Origin of the sequence: Tsukamurella hominis (assembly GCF_965137015.1) — a bacterium.
Classification (GTDB): domain Bacteria; phylum Actinomycetota; class Actinomycetes; order Mycobacteriales; family Mycobacteriaceae; genus Tsukamurella; species Tsukamurella hominis.
Genome location: NZ_CBCRZG010000001.1, coordinates 497,883 through 512,683, shown reverse-complemented (window position 1 = coordinate 512,683; position 14,801 = coordinate 497,883). Strand labels below are relative to the sequence as shown.

Annotated in this window: 14 protein-coding genes; 4 read left to right on the top strand and 10 right to left on the bottom strand. The window is 71.6% G+C overall.

Going from position 1 to position 14,801, the window contains the following annotated elements; translation table 11 throughout:
• The first annotated feature begins 47 nt into the window (after window positions 1–47).
• A complete protein-coding gene (locus ACM9LD_RS02480; RefSeq protein ID WP_146488832.1) occupies window positions 48–788 on the top strand; it encodes a GntR family transcriptional regulator in 741 nt (246 codons plus the stop codon).
• On the opposite strand, the gene ACM9LD_RS02475 is transcribed toward ACM9LD_RS02480, so the two are convergent.
• Entirely contained in the window at window positions 785–1,813 is a 1,029-nt protein-coding gene (locus ACM9LD_RS02475; RefSeq protein WP_415675208.1) for a LacI family DNA-binding transcriptional regulator, read from the bottom strand. The two genes, ACM9LD_RS02480 and ACM9LD_RS02475, sit on opposite strands and share 4 nt — an antisense overlap.
• 133 nt (window positions 1,814–1,946) lie before the next feature.
• Between ACM9LD_RS02475 and ACM9LD_RS02470 the strand changes: the two genes are divergently transcribed.
• The 3 genes from ACM9LD_RS02470 to ACM9LD_RS02460 are packed head-to-tail and all read left to right on the top strand — an operon-like array spanning window position 1,947 to window position 5,374.
• Window positions 1,947–3,137: a phytanoyl-CoA dioxygenase family protein gene (locus ACM9LD_RS02470; RefSeq protein WP_415675207.1), complete on the top strand. Its 1,191-nt coding sequence runs from the start codon at window positions 1,947–1,949 to the stop codon at window positions 3,135–3,137.
• Window positions 3,138–3,175: 38 nt separating this feature from the next.
• Window positions 3,176–3,922 (top strand): SDR family oxidoreductase, encoded by a 747-nt coding sequence (locus ACM9LD_RS02465; RefSeq protein WP_415675206.1) that lies wholly within the window; start codon window positions 3,176–3,178, stop codon window positions 3,920–3,922.
• Between the two features lie 39 nt (window positions 3,923–3,961).
• Window positions 3,962–5,374 carry an MFS transporter gene (locus ACM9LD_RS02460; RefSeq protein WP_415675205.1) on the top strand — a complete coding sequence of 471 codons (1,413 nt, stop codon included), beginning with the start codon at window positions 3,962–3,964 and terminating at the stop codon, window positions 5,372–5,374.
• Window positions 5,375–5,407: 33 nt separating this feature from the next.
• Here the strand turns inward: ACM9LD_RS02460 and ACM9LD_RS02455 are convergent, their stop codons facing one another.
• The 9 genes from ACM9LD_RS02455 to ACM9LD_RS02415 all read right to left on the bottom strand — a co-directional run bounded on the left by ACM9LD_RS02455 (window position 5,408) and on the right by ACM9LD_RS02415 (window position 14,691).
• Window positions 5,408–6,424, bottom strand: a complete 1,017-nt coding sequence (locus tag ACM9LD_RS02455) for a Gfo/Idh/MocA family protein (protein ID WP_415675204.1) — start codon at window positions 6,422–6,424, stop codon at window positions 5,408–5,410.
• Window positions 6,421–7,422, bottom strand: a complete 1,002-nt coding sequence (gene iolG, locus ACM9LD_RS02450) for an inositol 2-dehydrogenase (RefSeq protein WP_415675203.1) — start codon at window positions 7,420–7,422, stop codon at window positions 6,421–6,423. The genes ACM9LD_RS02455 and iolG overlap by 4 nt, the downstream gene beginning before the upstream one ends.
• Window positions 7,419–8,369, bottom strand: a complete 951-nt coding sequence (locus tag ACM9LD_RS02445) for a sugar phosphate isomerase/epimerase family protein (RefSeq protein ID WP_415675202.1) — start codon at window positions 8,367–8,369, stop codon at window positions 7,419–7,421. Before ACM9LD_RS02445 ends, iolG begins: the two co-directional genes overlap by 4 nt.
• A 33-nt stretch (window positions 8,370–8,402) precedes the next feature.
• Window positions 8,403–9,464: a Gfo/Idh/MocA family protein gene (locus ACM9LD_RS02440; RefSeq protein ID WP_415675201.1), complete on the bottom strand. Its 1,062-nt coding sequence runs from the start codon at window positions 9,462–9,464 to the stop codon at window positions 8,403–8,405.
• Window positions 9,465–9,491: 27 nt separating this feature from the next.
• Window positions 9,492–10,649 (bottom strand): Gfo/Idh/MocA family protein, encoded by a 1,158-nt coding sequence (locus ACM9LD_RS02435; protein WP_415675200.1) that lies wholly within the window; start codon window positions 10,647–10,649, stop codon window positions 9,492–9,494.
• Window positions 10,650–10,653: 4 nt separating this feature from the next.
• Window positions 10,654–11,466: an ATP-binding cassette domain-containing protein gene (locus ACM9LD_RS02430; RefSeq protein ID WP_415675199.1), complete on the bottom strand. Its 813-nt coding sequence runs from the start codon at window positions 11,464–11,466 to the stop codon at window positions 10,654–10,656.
• Between the two features lie 4 nt (window positions 11,467–11,470).
• Window positions 11,471–12,529: an ABC transporter permease gene (locus ACM9LD_RS02425; protein WP_415675198.1), complete on the bottom strand. Its 1,059-nt coding sequence runs from the start codon at window positions 12,527–12,529 to the stop codon at window positions 11,471–11,473.
• Window positions 12,529–13,551, bottom strand: a complete 1,023-nt coding sequence (locus ACM9LD_RS02420; RefSeq protein ID WP_415675197.1) for a substrate-binding domain-containing protein — start codon at window positions 13,549–13,551, stop codon at window positions 12,529–12,531. The genes ACM9LD_RS02425 and ACM9LD_RS02420 overlap by 1 nt, the downstream gene beginning before the upstream one ends.
• 120 nt (window positions 13,552–13,671) lie before the next feature.
• A complete protein-coding gene (locus ACM9LD_RS02415; RefSeq protein WP_415675196.1) occupies window positions 13,672–14,691 on the bottom strand; it encodes a LacI family DNA-binding transcriptional regulator in 1,020 nt (339 codons plus the stop codon).
• Window positions 14,692–14,801: the final 110 nt, after the last annotated feature.

Here is a 14,801-nt window from a genome sequence, read left to right as displayed (position 1 = left end):
CTGATCAGCGCCCGCATTTCCCGCTTCGGTGCACTAGACTGCATCGCATGTCTCCCGCCCCGGTCTCGGTCGAACTGGACCGCACCAGCCCCGTGCCGCTGTACTACCAGCTGGCGCAGGCCCTCGAACGTTCCATCCTGAACGGCGAGCTGGTGCCCGGCGACCGGATCGAGAACGAGATCGACCTCGCCAAGCGGCTCACCCTCTCCCGTCCGACTGCGCGGCAGGCGATCCAGGCGCTGGTGGACAAGGGGCTCCTGGTGCGCAAGCGCGGCGTCGGCACCCAGGTGGTGCGCAACGAGGTGCACCGCGCGGTGGAGCTCACCAGCCTGTACGAGGACCTGATCGCTGCGGGTCAGACCCCGTCGACGGAGCTGCTCGACTACCGGCTCGGCCGGCCCGACGAGGAGATCGCGGACGAGCTGGGCATCGAGCACGACGCCCAGGTGGTCTCGATCCGGCGCCTGCGCAGCGCGGACGACGTGCCTCTGGCGATCCTCACCAACTACATCCCCGCGGAGCTCGCCCCCGCTCCCGACGAGCTGCAGAGCAAGGGCCTGTACCAGTGCCTGCGCGGGCGGGGCATCACGATCGCCCAGGCGCAGCAGCGGATCGGCGCCCGCATCTCCGACGACGAGGAGTCCCGGCTGCTCGACGAGCCGGCCGGCGGCGCCGTCCTCACGATGCAGCGCGTGGCCTTCAACGAGTCCGGCACAGCCATCGAGCTGGGCCGCCACGTGTACCGGGCGTCGCGGTACTTCTTCGACGTCTCGGTGTTCAGCCGCTAGCCGTCCACCGCCGCGAGATTGGGCGGCACGACGATCTGGATCGCGGTGGGCCGCGGCCGGTGCGGACCGTCGATCGCGCCGTGGAAGGCCATGATCGCGTGGGCGGCGCCGCGCAGATCCGCCCGCAGGTCGTGGTGCAGCACCGCCGAGATCCGGCCCGCCAGCAACAGTTCGCGGTTCGATTCGGCGAGATCGTGTGCGATGTAGCCGCGACATCTCCTCCCCGCGTCATCGAACGCCGCGATGATCCCCCGGTTGCCGCCACCCGGCGAGTAGACCGCGGCGATGTCCGGGTCGCTCGCGAGCACCGCGGCGACCTCCCGGCGGCACACCGCGTCGAGGCCGCCCGTATCGGCGATGCCGACGATCCGCCGCGCCGGGTCGGTCCGGCGGATCTCGCTGCGGAACCCCGTCTCCCGTTCCTCCTCGCCCCGGAAGTGCCGGCCGCTGGTGACGACGAGCAGGGCTCCGCGCGCCTCACCCACCCACTGGGTGACGAGGTGCGCCGCGGTCTCGCCCGCGGCGCGGTTGTCCATGCCCACGTACGCGATCCGGGCGCTCTGCGGGACGTCGGTGACCGCGGTGACGACGGGGGTGCGGCGCGCGGTCAGGCGCGCGATCGCGGCCGCGACCGCGGGCGTGTCCGGAGCCTTGAGGACGACGCCGTGGCTACCGCGACGCGCGATGCCGTCAAGCTCCGCGATCAGTTCCTCCGGCTCCCACGCCTCCCGCAGGTGGTAGCGGGCACGGAAGACCGCCGGGCGCAGAGTGGGGAGCTCGGCCTCCAGCGCGGCGCGGGTCAGGTCCGAGAAGCGGCGCGGAGTCTCCATGACGAGATCGAGCATGAACCGGCGACCCGACAGCCGCAGCTGTGAGCGCTGCCGGTCGAGATCGGCGATCGCCTGCCGGACCTGTGCCGCCGTCCCCTCGCGCACCCCCACGCGGCCGTGGAGCACGCGGTCGACGGTGGCCTCGCTGACGCCCGCCTGCTGCGCGATCTCGCGGATCGGATGGGAGTGCGACACCGCAGGCCTCCTCGCGCTGAGGGATTCTTGAGGGTTTTCCGGGCTACCCGGGACCTCGACAGCTTGCCACGATGAATCCGGGGATGGACACCGATTCCCCACTCCCGCTTCACATCGACGTCAGGAAAGCGACATGCCCACCACCTTCTCGGCCCGGACCGGGGCGCCGGACCGCACGGGCCGGATCAGCGAGGCCGACTGCAGCCTCGAGGAGTTCACGGCGCAGCTCGAGTTCGAGACCGACCTGGCCGCCTACCCCTACGCGGACCGGGCGGTGCGCGGCGTCCTGTTCTACGGCGCCGCGGCCACGGAGGCCGCGGCCGATCCGGACAGGCGCGAGCAGCTGTCGGACGAGCTGGCGCGGGCGCTCCTGACCGGCCCGGGCATCGTCGTCTTCGACCGTGCCTTCGACGACCGGCACGGCCTCGACGAGTCGACGGCACTGTTCACCGCCATGATCGCCGAACAGCGCGCGAACGGCTCCGGCGGCGGCGACCACTTCGCCGCGCCGGGCGCGAACGACCGGATCTGGAACGCCCTGAGCAAGCATGCGCTCCGCGATCCCGCCTCGTTCGCCCGCTACTACGCCAACGACGTGCTCGCGCTGGTCGCGACCGCGTGGCTGGGCCCGATGTACCAGGTGACGTCCGCGATCAACGTGGTGAACCCCGGCGGGACCGCACAGTCCCCGCACCGCGACTACCACCTCGGCTTCATGGAGCCGGAGACGGCGCAGCGTTTCCCTCGGCACACGCACCTGCTCTCCCCCGCGCTCACGCTGCAGGGCGCCGTCGCACAGGTGGACATGCCCGTCTCGTCGGGTCCCACCCCGTACCTGCCGTACTCCCAGCGCTACGAGCCCGGCTACCTCGCCTTCAACCTCCCGGAGTTCCGGGACTACTTCGAGGCGAACCACGTTCAGCTCCCGCTGCGCGCCGGCGACGCCGTCTTCTTCAATCCGGCACTGTTCCACGCCGCCGGCTCGAATCGATCGGCGGGCATCCGCCGGATGGCGAACCTGCTGCAGATCAGTTCGGCGTTCGGACGCGCGATGGACGCGGTGGACCGGTCCGCGATCCTCCGCGCCGTCTACCCCGAGCTGCAGGGTCTCGCCGCCGCCGGAGAGACTCGCGCCGTGGAGAACCTCGTCGCCGCCTCGGCCGAGGGGTACGCGTTCCCGTCGAACCTGGACCGGGACCAACCACTCGACGGCATGCACGGCGAGACACAGGCGGAGCTGACGCGCCGCGCGCTCGCGTCCGGCCTGGCCCCGGAGGCCTTCGCCGCCGAACTGGCCGCCCTCGACGAGCGGCACCGCCCGTGACCGGGCGGCCCGCCGATCTCGCGGACAGGGTCGTGTTCGTGTCGGGCGGCAGCCGGGGCGTGGGCGCCGCCGTCGTCCGCGCGGCCGCCGCGGCCGGGGCCCGCGTCGCCTTCTCCGGTCGGGACGCCGCTGTCGGGGAGGCGTTGCGGTCCGACCTGGCCGCGGAGGGGACGGAGGCGCTGTTCGTTCGGGCCGACGTCGCCGATCCGGCGCAGGCGACGGGGTCGGTGGAGGCGGTGGTCAAGGCCCTCGGCCGGGTCGACTGCCTGTGCAACGCGGCGGGTCTCACGTCTCGTGGCACCCTGACCGAGACCACGCCTGAGCTGTTCGACGAGCACGTCGCGATCAATCTCCGGGCGCCCTTCTTCACGATGGCCGCCGCGGTGCGTGACATGCGCGCACGGCGTGCCCCCGGAACCGTCGTCAACATCATCTCGATGTCGGCACACGGCGGACAGCCCTACCTGGCGCCGTACGTGGCCGCGAAAGCCGGGCTGATCGGGCTCACGAAGAACGCGGCCCACGCGCACCGGTTCGACCGGATCCGGATCAACGGCCTCAACATCGGCTGGACCGAGACGGAGGGCGAGGCCCTGGTGCAGAAGCGGTTCCACGACGCCCCGGACGACTGGGCCGAGCGCGCCGGGCGCGAGCTGCCCGCGGGCCGCCTCGCCTCCGCTGCGGACGCGGCTGCGGCGGTGGTGTTCCTGCTGTCGGACCGCAGTGGCGTGGTCACCGGCTCGATCATCGACTGGGACCAGCAGGTCTGCGGCGCCTACGACTGAAGACTTGCACCTCGAGCCCATTTGACCGAACATAACGACATGTCGCGCATCGCTGCGCTGATCCGCAGGCGCGAGGCCGCGAGCTTCAGCCGACCGCTCGCGCTCCTCGTCGCAGGAGCACTGTTCCTCGAGAACCTCGACGGTGCGGTGCTGCAGACGGCAGCGCCGGCGGTGGCCCGCGACTTCGGGGTCGCCCCGGCGGGCGTGAGTCCGGCCATCGTCGGCTACCTCCTCGCGGTGGCGGTGGCAGTCCCCGTCGCGGGCTGGGTCGCGGAGCGGTACGGCACGCGACGCGTCTTCCTGTGGGCGGTCGCCGGTTTCACGATGGCGTCGGCCGCGTGCGCGCTGGCACCGGACCTCCTGTGGCTGTGCCTCTTCCGCATCGTGCAGGGCGCCGCCGGAGCCATGATGATCCCGGTGGGACGGATCGCTGTGCTGCGCTCGGTGCGGCCGGTCGACCTCCTCGCGGCGATGGCCTACCTGACCTGGCCGTCCCTCGTCGCGCCGGTGGTCGCTCCGTTCCTCGGCGGCGTCATCACCGATGTCGCGGGGTGGCGGTGGATCTTCGTGCTCAACGTTCCGATCGGCGTCGCACTGGCGATCGGCGGGGCACTCCTGATCCCGCTGAACGACACGAGCCTCCGAACGCCGCTCGACCGCTGGGGCTACCTGCTCACCGCGGGTGCGGTCGTCTGCCTCACGGGCGGCGTGGAACTGCTGCGGGGCGGACGGCCGTGGGTCGTGGCCGCGCTGCTGGTGGCCGCAACACTCCTCGCCTGGGTGGCCGCACGAGGGATGGCGCGTCGCCCCCACCCGCTGTTCGATCCGGCGGTCATGCACATCCAGACCTTCCGCATGGGCAACGTGAGCGGATCGATCTACCGCCTCGTGATCACGGGCGCGCCCTTCCTCTTCGTGCTGCTCTTCCAGGCCGGGTTCGGATGGAGCGCGGCCGCGGCGGGCGCGATGGTGACGGCGGTCTTCGCCGGCAACCTCGCGATCAAACCGCTGACCTCCCCGATCATCCGGGTGCTGGGGTTCCGACGCACCCTCGTCTGGTCGATCGTCGCGGGCGCGGCGACGCTGCTCGCCTTCGGGTGGGTGCACGCGTCGACGCCCGCGCCGGTGATCGCCGCGCTCCTGGTGTTCTCCGGGGTGGTCCGGTCCATCGGCTTCAGCGCCTACAACACCGTCATGTTCGCCGATGTCCCCCGCGACCTGCTTCCCGCCGCGAACGGCCTGTCCGCCACCCTGCAGCAGGTGGGCACCGCCCTCGGCATCGCGGCGGCCGCCGCAGCCGCGAGTCTCGGCACGTCATGGGCCGGGCCGGATGCGGTCGAGCTGGGCTATCGGGTCGCGTTCGTCCCCTTCGCCGCGCTGCTCCTGCTTCCCCTCCTCGGGGCGCTGCGCCTCCCGGCGAACGCCGGCGGACACGCCACCGCCCGACGGTGACGGGCACCGTCGGGCGGGTGGTGTCGGAGGCGGCTACACGACGATCGTGACGCCCTCCACAGCGGACCGCCGCGCAGCTGCGAGGGCGCGGGCCTGCGCGATCGCGTCGTCTCTGCCGAAGGCCGGCTCCGCCCCGCCGGCGAAGGCGGCGCTCGCCGCCTCGAACTCGATCCGGTACGCGTCCTCGTTGTCGGGCCCCGGTGGCGTCAGGCCGAAGGCGCCGCCCGGATCCGCCGGCAACCGCTCCGCCCGTTCCCCGCGGATCAGCTCGACGGCGCCGAACCGGCACAGCCACGGATCGTCGACGACGATCCGTCCCTTCGTGCCGACGAGCTCGAGCTGGTCACGCCGCTCCAGGTCCAGTCCGACGTCGATCAGCCCGACGACGCCGCCCTCCAGTTCGAGGACCGCGGAGGCACGCAGATCGTGTCCCGCGCCGGTACCGGCCGGATCGGCGACCTGCACGGCGCGCACCGTCGACGGTTCGCCGCCGAACAGCCGCACCGCGCTGACGCAGTACCCGCCGAGGTCCGCCAGCGCGCCGCCGCCGAGGTCGGTCGAGCGCCGGATGTCGCCTGCGGGGGCGCTCACGCTGAGCGCGGCGCGGACGAGCGCGAGCTCACCGATCGCGCCCTCCGCGAGCAGTCGACGGACCAGCAGCGTCTGCGGGTGCAGCCGCCACATGAAGCCCTCGATCGCGTGCCGCCCCGCGCGCTCCGCGGCGTCGAAGACGGCTGTCGCCTCATCCGGATCCAGGGTGAGCGGCTTCTCGCACAGCACGTGCTTCCCCGCCTCCAGCGCCCGGATCGCCCACTCACCGTGGAGCGTGATCGGCAGCGGCACGTAGACCGCGTCGATGCCGCTGTCGGCGAGCAGATCCTCGTAACTCCCGTACGCGGCGGGCGATTCCACCTCGGCCGCGTAGGCGGCGGCGCGCCCCGTGTCACGGCCCGCGACGGCGGCGAGCTCGGCGCCGTCGGCGGCGGCGATCGCGCGGGCGGCGACGCGACCGATCCCCGAGGTGGCGAGGAGGCCCCAGCGCACCGTCACGCCCGGACCTCGACCACGGCCCCGGTGCGGAGGGACTCGGCGGCGGCGTCGGCGAGCACCAGGGCCGCGCGGCCGTCGTCGAACCCGGGCGATGCCGCGCCGCCGGTCTCGGTCATCGTCACGAAGGCGTCGAGCTCGGCGCGATAGGCCGGGGTGTACCGGTCCAGGAAGAAGTTCAGGACCGGCCCCGCGGCGCCGGTGTGCGCCGCGCCCGAGAAGGCCACGGAGGTCGCGTGCTGGTTGGCGGCGGTGAGCGAGCCCAGTGCGCCGAAGGCCTCGAGCCGCTGGTCGTAACCGTAGGCGCAGCGTCGGGAGTTGGTGATGGTCGCCAGCTGCCCGCCGGCGCCGCGCAGCACGACCATGGCGCCGTCGATGTCGCCGGCCGCGCGGATCTCCGCGGAGACGAGGTTCGATCCCAGCGCCGACACCGCTACCACCTCGCCGAGGAAGAACCGGGCGAGGTCGAGATCGTGGATCATCATGTCCCGGAACAGCCCGCCCGACGAGGCGACGTAGTCCGCCGGCGGCGGCGCGGGGTCGCGGCTGACGATGGTGAGCTGCTCCAGCGGCCCGATCTCGCCCGCGTCGACGCGACGGCGGACCTCGGCGAAGGAGGAGTCGAACCGGCGGTTGAAGCCGAGCATCACCCTGTCGGTGAGGTCGCCCAGATCGGCGCGGCAGGCGTCGACCCGGGCGATGTCGAGGTCGATGGGCTTCTCGCACAGCACGGTCCGCCCCGTTCGCACGGCGCGGGTGAGCAGATCGACGTGCGTCGGCGTCGGCGAGGCGACCACGACGGCGTCCACGTCACGGGCCTCGAGGACCTCCTCGACGTCGGTCGTCCATGCGGCGCCGAAGCGCTCGCCGACCTCCTTCGCCGCCACCTCGATCGGGTCGAACACCCATGCCAGCTCGGCGCGGTCGCTCACCGCGACCGAGTCGGCGTGCACGCGCCCGATCCGGCCGCAGCCGAGCACCGCGATCCTGATCCTGCTCATCGCACCTCCTCCAGGTTCTGCGCGGCGCGCAGGGTCTCGACGGCCAGGGCGACGGATTCGCGCTGGCCGAGCGTGTAGTCCTCGTTCTCGATGGACAGCGGGCCGTCGTACCCGGCGTACCGGAGCGCGGCGATGAACCGCACCCAGAAGTCGACGCCGTCGGGGTGGCCGGTGCCGACCGCGACGTAGTTCCACGCGCGCTCGCCGGTACGCGGATTCGGGATGGTCTCGAGCCGAGAGGCGACCGCAGCGCGGTCCTCGATGCGGGTGTCCTTGGCGTGCACGTGATGGATCGCGCCGTCCAGGGCGCGGATCGCGGCGAGCGGGTCGGCGCCCATCCAGATGAGGTGGCTGGGATCGAAGTTCGCGCCCACCACATCACCCACGGCGGCGCGCAGCCGCAGCAGGCCGGGCACGTTGTAGACGAGCTGGTTGGCGTGCATCTCGACGGCGATCCGCACGCCGCGAGCGCGAGCCTCATCGGCGATCGTCCCCCACCAGTCGATGGCCCGTTCCCACTGGTAGTCCAGGAGTTCCAGGTTCTCCGGCGGCCAGACCGTGGTGATCCACGGGGGCACCGTGTCACCCGGATAGCCGGGAAGGCCGGACATGGTGACGACCGTGCCGACCTCGAACTCCTCCGCGAGCCGCAACGCGCCGCGCAGGACGGCGGCGTCGCGCTCGCCGTGGCGCGGGTGCAACGGGTTCCCCGCGGCGTTGAAGGCCTCGAGCCGCAGCCCGCGCGATCCGATGTCCCGGGCCAGCGCGGCCCGGGCGGCACCGTCGTCCAGCAGCTCCGCCAGATCGGCGTGCGGGGCGGGCGACCACCCGCCGTGCACACCGCCCAGGCCGATCTCGACGGTCTCGACGCCGAGGTCCACGGCCGTGTCGAGGGCCTCGGCGCGGGGAAGCTCGGAGAGGCTTTCGGTGAGCAGTCCGATCTGCACGTCAGCCCCCGATCCCGGACGCCGCAGGCACCGTCAGACCGAACAGCCCACGACGACGGACGAAGGAGTCGTCGGGCACGCCGATCTCCGCGAGACCGGCGACCCCGGAGGTGAACAGAGCGCCGTCGAGCGGGAGCGGCACTGTCGCGCCGAGGGCACCGGACGCGTACGCGGCGACGGTGATCTCGAGGATGTGCCGGGCCGTCGCGGCGTCAGTTCGGCGCCCGCCGGGAGGTCGACGGTGCGCGTCCCGGACTCCGTCGTGACGGTGAGGGATTCGAACGGCGCCCACGGCATCGTCCCGTCCGCGCGGTAGTGCGCGACGGCGCGGCCCCGATCGCCCTCGACCGAGATGCCGCCCTGGCCCATTCCCCACGCGATGTTCACCATCGCGACGCGGCGGCCGGCCTCGAGGCGGCACAACGCGATTCCGTCGACGGCGTCGCCGTCGGTCGCGCTGTCCACGAACGCGGAGACCCGCTCCGCGCGGGCGCCGAGGAGGGCCTCGGAGAGGTACACCCCGTGCAGCATGTCGACCAGGACGCCTCCGCCCGCCTGCGCGGGATCGTGCCGCCACGTGGGCCGATAGCCCGCCGCGCCCGGCAGGTCCAGGACACCCAGCATGTCGACGCGCGCCGTGCGGATCTCGCCGAGCTCGCCCGAGTCGATGATCGCCTTGAGCGCCACCACCTCCGGGAAGAACAGATAGTTGGCGACCACGGCGAGGACGGTTCCCGCCTCCTCGGCCGCGATGCGCATGGCCTCGGCGTCCGCGGGGACGGCGGCGATCGGCTTCTCGCACAGCACGTGCTTGCCGGCGCGGGCCGCGGCGATCGCGACGTCCCGGTGCAGGTGCTGCGGGGTGCACAGGTCGAGCGCGTCGACGTCATCACGGGCCAGCAGATCGGCGACGTCGGCGTGCACCTGCTCGGGCGTGAGCCCGGCCGCGACGCGGCCCAGCTCGAGACGTTCCGGTGTCGGATCGGCGATGCCGACGATGCGGAACCGGTCGTCCGCGGCGAGGTAGGCGGGGATGTGGAACCCCAGGGCGATGTTGCCGCAGCCCACAAGGGCCACGCGGATCGGCTCGGTCATGCGGTGCTCGATTCGGGTCGGTGGTGGTCAGGGGTCGACGGTGACGGGGCGCCCCGCCTCGTCGGACCGGACGGCGGCCTCGGCGACGGCGAGGGTGCGGACGCCGTCGGCGACGCCGGGGAGACTTGCCAGGTACGGAACGGGGTCCTCGCCCAACGCGTCGGCGAGCAGCGCATGAGCGAAGTCGCGGTAGAGGTTCGCGAACGCGAGGGCGTACCCGTCGGGGTGACCGGCGGTGAACCGGGACGCGGCGATCGCTGCCGGTGTCGCCCCGGGTCCGGCCTTGGTGAGCAGACGATCGGGCTCGCCGTCCGCACGCCACCACAGCGTCTCCGGGGTGTCGTGGTCCCAGGCCACGCTGCCGCGGTCGCCGTAGACGGTGACCGCGAGGCCGTGCGTGGCCCCGGCGGCCTGCGAGGTGCTCCAGCAGCGGCCGCGGGCGCCGCCCTCGAAACCGAGGGTGAGGTAGGCGTTGTCGAAGGCCACGTGCTCGGGATCGACGCGCGCGAGGTCCGCACCGACCGTCGTGATCCGGCGGCCGGCGACGAACTCCGCGAGGTGCAGGGCGTGCGTGCCGAGATCGGCGATCAGCGCGGTGACGCCGCCCTCCGTGCCGTCCACGCGCCAAGAACCGGGCGGTGTGTTCGCCGCGTACATCCCGCCCGCGAACCTGCTCTCGACCAGAGTGATCCGCCCGAGGTCGCCGCGGGCGACCATCTCCCTGGCCTGGCGGACCATGGGATAGCCGCTGTAGCAGTGTGTGAGCATGAGGCGGCGCCCCGAACCCGCCACCGCGGCCGCGACCCGGCGGGCGTCGGCGGCGGTATCGGTGAGCGGCTTCTCGCAGATCACGTGGAAACCGGCTGCGAGGAGGTCGCAGGCGATCTCGGCGTGGCTGGACGGCCGGGTCGCGACGATCACCGCATCGACGGGGTCCGCCCGCGCGGACTCCCCCGCGATGAGCGCGAGGTGATCGGCGTAGGTGCGCTCCGGTGCCACGAGCCACGACCGCGCGGTGGCCGCGTTCGTCGCCGGCGTGCGGGAGAAGGCTCCCGCCACAAGGTCCCACAGCCCGTCGGTGCGGAGCGCGATGGCGTGGGTCTCGCCGATGTAGCTGCCGATCCCGCCGCCGATCATCGCGACGCGCAGGCGGCGCCCGAAGCGTTCGAGGAGTGTCTCCGTCACGCACTCACCTGCGCAGCTCGTGGCTGAGGGTCTCGAGCTCGTCGCCGCCCGCCATCTGCGAGGTCAGCTCCTCCAGGCTGATCTCGTCGTACGTGCAGTCGAGCTTCTGCCGGCCGCGATTGAGCAGCACGAAATGGTCTCCCACCATGTACGCGTGGTGGGGGTTGTGGGTGATGAAGACGACGCCGAAGCCCTGGTCCCGGGCCGCGGTGATGTACCGCAGCACCATGCCGGACTGCTTGACGCCCAGCGCGGCCGTCGGCTCGTCGAGGATCAGCACGCGCGCGCCGAAGTAGATCGCGCGAGCGATGGCGACGCACTGCCGCTGGCCGCCCGAGAGGGAGCTGATCGGGGCGTCCACGTCCGGGAGGTCGATGCCCATCTTGAACAGCTCCTCCTTCGTCGTAGCGCGCATGGTCTGCACGTCGAGGCTCTTGAGGAAGCCCGAGCGCAACTCCTGCCCGAGGAAGAAGTTGCGCCACACCGGCATCAGCCCCACGACCGCGAGGTCCTGGTAGACGGTGGCGACGCCCTTCTCGAGCGCGTCCTTGGGCGAGTCGAGCGTGGTCACCTCGCCGTCGACGAGGACCTCGCCCTCGCTGGGCTTGTGCAGCCCCGCCATCGTCTTGATCAGCGTCGACTTGCCCGCGCCGTTGTCGCCGAGCACGCAGGTGACCTCGCCGGGGAACACGCGGAGGTTGATCCCATGGAGCGCGATGATGTTGCCGTACTGCTTGCCGACGTCCTTGAACTCGATCAGCGCGACCTTGTCGTCGCCGGTCTCGGGCGTCTCGGCCTGGATATCGTCCGTGGTCATCGGGTCACCTCTTCGCGGCGAAGTTGCGGAATGCGTTGTTGGCGATCACGGCGAACAGCAGCATGATGCCGAGGAAGAACTTGAACCAGTCGGGGTTCCAGCCGGCGTAGACGATGCACTGGTTGACCATGCCGAAGATGAAGGCGCCGATCATGGCCCCGACCGCGGTGCCGTAGCCGCCCGTGAGGAGGCAGCCGCCGATGACGGCGCCGATGATGTACAGGAACTCGTTGCCGACACCCTGCCCGGACTGGACGGTGTCGTAGGCGTACAGCAGGTGCTGGCCGACGAACCAGGCGCAGAAGGCCACGAACATGAACAGGCCGATCTTGACCTTGGTGACGGGAACGCCCACGGCGCGTGCGGAATCCTGGTTGCCGCCGACCGCGAAGATCCAGTTGCCGACGCGGGTGCGCATGAGGACGTACGTGGCGACCGCGGTGAACAGGATCCACCACAGGACCGTCACCTTGAGGCCGACGCCGAAGATGTGGATCGTCGAGGAGAAGACGGCCTGCGCCGACGGGAAGCCCTCCATGTCCGCGATCGTGGGGGTGGCGACCTGACCGGTGACCATCTTGGTGACCGCGAGGTTGATGCCGGTGAGCATGAGGAACGTGGCCAGCGTGATGAGGAAGCTGGGGATCTTGGTGCGCATCACCATGTAGCCGTTGAAGGCGCCCACCGCGAGCGACAGCCCCAGGGCGAGCAGGGATCCCACCCACGTGTTCAGGTGCAGGTTGTAGGCGAGCATCGACGCCGCGAGCGACGAGAAGGTCACGGCCACACCGGTCGACAGGTCGAACTCGCCGCCGATCATGAGGACGGCGACGCCGCACGCCATGATGCCGATCGTCGAGCTGGCGTACAGGACGGTGGCGAAGGACTCCGGGCTGCGGAAGGGCGGCGCGACGATGAGGAAGAAGATCAGGATCGCGATCGCGCCGATCAGCGCGCCCACCTCGGGACGCAGGATCAACCGTTGGAGGGGCTTCTGCTTCTTGACGCGCTCGTCGGTGACGGGCGTGTGCGTGCTGAGGTCGAGGGCCTCGTCGGTGGTCATCAGCGGGTACCGCCCTTGGCGAGCTCGGCGACCTTGTCGACGTTGGTCTTGTCGATGAAGGCCGGACCGGTGAACACGGCCTGGCCGCCACCGATGGTGTTGCCGTTGATGATCTGCAGCCAGAGCGAGTCGATCGCGAGGTAGCCCTGGAGGTAGGGCTGCTGGTCGACGGCCCACGCGACCTTGCCGTTCTGGATCGCGCCGACCAGGGCCGCGTTGGTGTCGAAGGTGACGATCCGGGGCTTGGCTCCGGCGCTCTCGACCGCCTTCGTGGCCGTCAGCGCGAAGGGTGCGCCCAGCGCCACGACGGTGTCGATGCTCGGGTCCTGCTGCAGCTTGGCGTTGACCTTCGACTGCACGTCGGTCATGTCCTCGCCGTTGACGTTGAGGTTCTCGACGGTGCCGCCCGCGAGGCCGGTCCGGACGCCCGCGCACCGCGACTCGAGCTGGACCTGCCCCTGCTGCTGGATGATGCAGATTGCCTTCTTCGCTCCCTCCTTGGAGAGGCGCTCGCCGACCGCGACGCCCGCGGTGGTCTCGTCCTGGCCGAAGTACTGCTGGATCCCCATGCGGGCGTAGTCGTTGTAGCCGGCGTTGAACGCGGAGACCGGGATCCCCGCCTTCTGCGCGTTCTGCACCACGGCCTGGAAGGCGTTGGGCGTGGACAGCGTGAGCGCGATCCCGTCGACCTTGCTGTCGATCGCGGCCTGCACCAGGTTCGCCTGGTTGGGCGCCTGCGGGTCGTTGGAGTACCGGAGGGTGACGTTGTCCTTCTTCGCCGCCATCTCCGCACCCTTGCGGATGAGGTCCCAGAAGGTGTCGCCGGGCTGCTGGTGCGTGACCATGGCGATGGTCAGGCGCTTCGTGCCGGCCGATCCGACGCCGGCACCGCCGTCCCCGGTGTCGCGCGGCGCGCCGCCCGTGCTCGAGCAACCCACCAGTGTGATGAGCGCCGCCGTGCCGGCCGCGGTCGCGGCGAGCAGGGTACGGAGCCGTCGCGGCCGCTGCGTGGTCTTCTTCATTGCTGTGTCCCTTCGACCTCACCGAGTGAGACGACCCACTCGCTGAGCTGAATGTAGTACAGATCACAGCGCTTGCCTAGTGTTTGTTCAGACATACGCACATTGCCGCGATCTTGCGGCTCAACCGGGAGCTCCCGTGGTCCCCCGGACGACCAGTCGCGGTGCGAGAACATCCCTCTCGCTGTCGCGTGCCGACGACGGTGCGCCGCCGTCCGCCCCCATCCGGTCGCGCAGGAGAGCGCCCGCGCGGTGCCCCACGTCGAAGCTGCGGTCGTCGACCGTCGTCAGCCCCACCAACCGGGTCGACGCCAGCGAGGTGTCGTCGTAGCCGACGACGGAGAGATCGCGCGGGACGTCCAGCCCGCGTTCGCGCGCCGCTCCGAGCACGCCGACGGCCATCACGTCGTTCGCCGCGAACACCGCGGTGATCCCGGGATCGGCGGCGAACAGCTCGGCGGCGGCGCGGAACCCGGCTTCGTCCGACGCCTCGCCGCGCCACGAGGCGTCCACCACGGTCGCGCCGAGGCCCGAGGCCTCGACGGTGAACGCCGCGCGCCGCACCTCACCCGCGCCGCCGCCGGCGCACACCTGACCGAGCGTGCGATGCCCCAGTTCGACGAGGTGCCGGGCGGCGAGGCGCGCCCCCTCGGCGTCGTCGTTGGCGACCGCGTCGAACCGCGCGTCGTGCGCCGCCCGCGTGCCCGCGACCACGACCGGCGGCAGCGCGGCACCGTCTCGGGCCAGCAGCGATTGCGGTGGATCCATGCCGAGCACGAGCCCGTCGACCCGCATGGCGAGCATGGACTCGACCGGATCCTCGGCCTGATCCGCGGTCGCGACGTCCACGACCGCCAGCCGGTAGCCGGCCGGGCCGAGCGCGGCGTGCAGGCCGCGCACGAGGTCGACGAACCACAGGTTCGTGTAGTCGTCGATCAGCACCCCGACGGTGCGCGTGCGCCGCGCGGCGAGGGTCGCCGCCGCCCGGCTGGGGCGGTACCCGAGGTCCGCGATCGCCTCCTCCACCGCCCGGCGAGACGCCTCGCCCACTCGCGGGGATCCCTGCAGGACCAGCGATACCAGGGATTTCGACACCCCCGCCCGCTTCGCGACGTCGTAGATCGTCGGTCGCTTGCCTTCCATGCGCCCACCCTATTGACAGGACATACGAACATTGCTCATGCTTGTTGGAGCGCTCCAACTCACATCGACAGTAGGTCGCGACGGAGCGCACAGCAACCTGAAGGAGGGAA

Excerpts from the sequence above, each read along its gene's own strand:
- ACM9LD_RS02430 (WP_415675199.1), bottom strand. The coding sequence starts at position 11,466 with ATGACCACGGACGATATCCAGGCCGAGACGCCCGAGACCGGCGACGAC.
- ACM9LD_RS02425 (WP_415675198.1), bottom strand. The coding sequence starts at position 12,529 with ATGACCACCGACGAGGCCCTCGACCTCAGCACGCACACGCCCGTCACC.
- ACM9LD_RS02480 (WP_146488832.1), top strand. The coding sequence starts at position 48 with ATGTCTCCCGCCCCGGTCTCGGTCGAACTGGACCGCACCAGCCCCGTG.
- ACM9LD_RS02440 (WP_415675201.1), bottom strand. The coding sequence starts at position 9,464 with ATGACCGAGCCGATCCGCGTGGCCCTTGTGGGCTGCGGCAACATCGCC.
- ACM9LD_RS02460 (WP_415675205.1), top strand. The coding sequence starts at position 3,962 with ATGTCGCGCATCGCTGCGCTGATCCGCAGGCGCGAGGCCGCGAGCTTC.
- ACM9LD_RS02415 (WP_415675196.1), bottom strand. The coding sequence starts at position 14,691 with ATGGAAGGCAAGCGACCGACGATCTACGACGTCGCGAAGCGGGCGGGG.
- ACM9LD_RS02470 (WP_415675207.1), top strand. The coding sequence starts at position 1,947 with ATGCCCACCACCTTCTCGGCCCGGACCGGGGCGCCGGACCGCACGGGC.
- iolG (WP_415675203.1), bottom strand. The coding sequence starts at position 7,422 with ATGAGCAGGATCAGGATCGCGGTGCTCGGCTGCGGCCGGATCGGGCGC.
- ACM9LD_RS02420 (WP_415675197.1), bottom strand. The coding sequence starts at position 13,551 with ATGAAGAAGACCACGCAGCGGCCGCGACGGCTCCGTACCCTGCTCGCC.